This window comes from Phocaeicola sp., from assembly GCF_048170425.1.
Lineage (GTDB): Bacteria > Bacteroidota > Bacteroidia > Bacteroidales > Bacteroidaceae > Phocaeicola.
Genome location: NZ_DBEXBB010000255.1, coordinates 1 through 4,371, shown reverse-complemented (window position 1 = coordinate 4,371; position 4,371 = coordinate 1). Strand labels below are relative to the sequence as shown.

Sequence of the window (4,371 nt, the reverse complement as noted above, 5' to 3'; positions counted from 1 at the left end):
ATCTATTATTAAAAACATAGTAAGCATGAAAAAATTCATTTTTTTATTCTGGCTGATTCTTGGTGCATTGTCACTATCATCATGCACTGAAGAAGAAGAGATTACAAAAGGGGACATCGTGGGAGTAGTAACAGATGCCATCAACGGTACACAACCTCTAAGCGGTGTACAAGTGAGCATACTTCCTAATGGGGCCAGCATCAACACTGGGAGTGACGGAAAATTCAGCTTTCCTCAACTGGAAGCCGGAGAGTATAAGATTCAATTCATAAAGGAAGGGTATGAAACCAATACCAAAAGTGTGACTGTCGTACCTGGACAGGTTGCCAATGCAGATATACAACTGACTGCCGTAAAACAAGATGCGCTCATACAAATCAGTCCTTCCACACTGAATTTCGGAACCACACAGACAGAACTTTCTGTGACAATTCAAAACAACGGCAATACAAGTACCGACTGGAATCTGGATTTAGGAGGTCACACCTGGCTCACGGCCAATCCTACAGCCGGACAAATCGAAGCCGGCAAACAGCAAAGCATTATTTTCACCGCAGACCACGACAAGATAACCGAAGTGCAAACTGTCATCATCAAGTTATCGGCATTTGGTAATTCTTTCCCAATCAACGTATCGTGCGCTCCGAAAAATGCACAATCTTACATGAGCGTTGAACCGGAAATTCTTGATTTTGGCAACGACTCACAAGAATTGCCTCTTACAATCAAGAATGCAGGAACCACATCCTTGAACTGGACGATTGCCGATCCGACAGAACCTGCCATTACCTTGTCAGAAAACAGTGGTTCCATCCCATCACAAGGTTCTAAAGTCGTGAAGGTTTTTCTAAATCGCAGCAATGGAGCGGTAAATATAAACACGACATTGGTATTGTCTGATGGCATTAAAGAGCAAACCGTACAGATTGTCTCTGGCACAGAGTCTCAGGCTGGCATCATGAAAATCGAACCAGAATTGCTCGATTTCGGAAAAAATTTGGATGAAGTTTCATTTACAATAAGCAATATCGGAAAAAGTGAATTAAACTGGAATGCCGGTGAAATCAAAGAAAGCTGCTTGTCTGTAACTCCGATGGAAGGGAAAATCGCCGCAGGGGAAAGCCAGACTGTAAAAGTCGTATTGGACCGAAACAATATGGAAGAAGAGCTCAATACAGTACTGACTATTTCAGATGAAAATACCAAAAAGAACATCTCCATTACAGCACAATCTCACAGTCTTGTAGTTACCCAAGGGCTTTACACATATTATAAATTTGACGGTGACTTCAATGATGCGACAGAAAATGCGATTAATGGATTCGGTAATAATTCTCCGTCTTTTGTGGAAGGAATAGACGAAGGTTCACAAGCCATAAAGTTTAGCCTTACCAACAACAGTTCATTCATCGTCCCTAAACCAATCACCGACAGCCGCACACTGACAGTCAGCTTCTGGGGAAAAGATTTCAGTGATGGTAATATTTTCTACTTGGTATCGTCTCACGATAATGCTTCCATGTTTACATTTACAATGAGTAATGGAAGTCTCAAGTTTGTGACAACACGTTACTATAATGAATACCAATATAGCAACAAGCCCACCTTCACACATCCAACTATCACAGATGGTAAATGGCACCATATTGCATTGGTCTCTGATTTTAATGTGACTGAAAACTCCAAAACTACCACTCTACTTTATGTAGATGGAGTTTTTGTAGATACTGTTACAGAAGATGTTAACCCATTTGAAGAAGGTACTCCTTCGCAAGCATCCTATGGCACAGGTATCAAATTCATCATGGGAGGCAATGTAACCATAGAAAGAAAAACCATAAATGGCACAAATATGTCAATAGACAATTTCCGGGTATACAATACCCGCTGCCTCTCTGCCAACGAAATCAAACAAATTTATGATGCCAGACAATAAGTAAACTTCCACTATAAATAAATCCGGACATTCCGCAAAAAGAATGTCCGGATTTTTTGTAACCTCTCCACCAAAAAACTAACTTTGCAGAAAATTCTCTGCACTAATATGAAAACCAACTGTCTGATTCTCTTATTATTCATCCTGCTTCCAACCTATGTACTGGCTGATAATCGCTTTCAAGAACTATACGCTAATATCCATCAGTTTATCTCACAGCAAAAGGCCGAAGTGGGAGTAGCCATCATAGCAGACGGAAAAGATACCGTCACCGTAGAAAATAACCGACACTACCCGTTGATGAGTGTATTCAAATTACATCAGGCACTGGCCGTGGGAGATTATTGCACAAAACATCATATTTCTTTTGACACCTTGCTTACTGTAAACAAAGCCGACCTTCTACCTAACACCTACAGCCCTCTAAGAGACCAACATCCCCATGGAGGAAAGTTCTCACTCAAGCGATTAATGGAATACACCCTCCATTTAAGTGACAACAATGCATGCGACATCTTGTTCAAATTGACAGGAGGTCCTGCTGAGACCGACCGTTATATCCGTAGCTTGGGAGTCAACGATTTTTCTATTCAGTATACAGAAGACGATATGCACCGAGACCTGAACCGCAGCTATGAAAACTGGAGCACCCCACTGGCTACAGCAGAAGTCATAGAGGCTCTACTTACTCGGACTTTATTTGACAAGCCTCATCAGGAATTTATCAAAGAAGCCCTTGTCACCTGTCAGACTGGAACAAACAGAATAGTTCGCCCTCTACAAGAAAAGAATGTCACCGTAGGACATAAAACCGGTACCGGCGACTACAACGCATCGGGACAACTCATGGCCATTAACGATGCCGGATTTGTACAGCTCCCCAATGGACACCGTTATACCCTGGTCGTTTTTGTCAAAGACTCACAGGAGAGCATGGAACATACGGAAGCAATTATCGCACAGATTTCTGACATGGTTTATCAGGCTTTCACCAAACCCAAGTAAATATCCTTTACCAGCTGACACGCTGTTTTCAGGTCGATACTTCCTGTATTAAGCATCAGATGATAGTGATGTGGCTCTCCCCATTTTCCACCGGTATAATACTCATAATGGTGAATACGATTACGGTTTATCCTCTTGATTTCTGCTTCCGCATTTTCTTGTGCAATGCCATATTCATGCACACAACGAGTCACGGCACTTTTCAAGTCAGAATAACAGAATATTTTCAAAACTTTCGGATAGTCTTTCAACACAAAATCGGCACATCGACCTACAATGATACAAGATTCTTTTATCGCCAGCTCCTGAATAATCTTGCTTTCAGACACAAACAACACATCATCTGATGAAAGGCTGGCCTCCAACGGTCGTTCACTATTCTTTGAAAGAATACATTTCAACCAGAATGAAGGAATGGACTGCTCGTTTTTTACAATATATTCCTCATTCATACCGCTCCGTTGGGCAGCTAAACGTATAAATTCCCTGTCATAAAGTTTAATCCCCAACTCTTTAGCAAGCATTTCTCCCAACAGATGTCCTCCGCTTCCGTATTCACGCGCAATGGTAATCACTACATTCTGTCGTTGCAACAAGAGCGCATCTTTCTGATGAGCAGGATCGGTAATCCAAGCATCCAGGAAACGATAATAAGGAGTGGCAAAATGCACAATCGGTCCCACCAAGAAAGCCGCAGCTACTGTACCCTCACGTATCCCATAAACCCCCGACATGAAAATAATCGACAAAGTACATGCCATGATAACGAGTGTTACATCAAAACCCAGTTTCACATACCCGAATTCCCCATGAAACCGACGCGTTATGACGTTCACAAAATATTCACCCGCCATCATTGCAGCATTGGCTTTTACCTCAAGCGCAATACCCAGAGCCAAAATCACGCATCCCACGAGCAGATTTATGAACTGACCGACATAAGTGAGAGGATGGAGCCACGCCAGCATGAACATAGAAAAGTCAATGAACAAACCGAAACAGAAGGATACCGGTATCTGTAACAAATACATGCGCCAATCAGCTACCAAATCCTTACGACTCATTAACAATGGCTCAAGCAGCACAAACAACAGGTTAAGCAAGATGGTCCATATCCCCATTGTAAAAGGAGTACACATACTCAACACATAAGTCACACTCGTGATAGGCGATGTTCCCAACAATGCCTTGGTTATAAAAGCAATACCAAAAGCATTGATAAACAAAGAAACTACAAACAGAAAATAGCGTCTGAAACTATATTTCTCCATTTTCACTCTTTTTGAATTTAAAACACTGCAAAGTTCAATTTATTTTTCGATATTTCGATTAGAAAAAAGCAACCGCATTTGGTCGAAAACGAAACACCTCCTATTTTTGTAGTATAAAACAAAAACACATCCACACATGGATATATCTCTGATAGAAAT

General features: G+C 41.4%; 3 protein-coding genes. 2 read left to right on the top strand and 1 reads right to left on the bottom strand.

The window, feature by feature from the left end:
* Positions 1–25 precede the first annotated feature (25 nt).
* Complete coding sequence (locus ACMJ0U_RS10020; protein ID WP_417129821.1) at positions 26–1,936, top strand: BACON domain-containing protein; 1,911 nt, start codon at positions 26–28, stop codon at positions 1,934–1,936.
* Positions 1,937–2,044: 108 nt separating this feature from the next.
* Positions 2,045–2,941, top strand: a complete 897-nt coding sequence (gene bla, locus ACMJ0U_RS10015; protein WP_417129820.1) for a class A beta-lactamase, subclass A2 — start codon at positions 2,045–2,047, stop codon at positions 2,939–2,941.
* Here the strand turns inward: bla and ACMJ0U_RS10010 are convergent.
* On the bottom strand, positions 2,917–4,212 hold the full coding sequence (locus tag ACMJ0U_RS10010) for a DUF6198 family protein (protein WP_417129819.1): 1,296 nt from the start codon (positions 4,210–4,212) through the stop codon (positions 2,917–2,919). The two genes, bla and ACMJ0U_RS10010, sit on opposite strands and share 25 nt — an antisense overlap.
* Between the last annotated feature and the right edge of the window lie 159 nt (positions 4,213–4,371).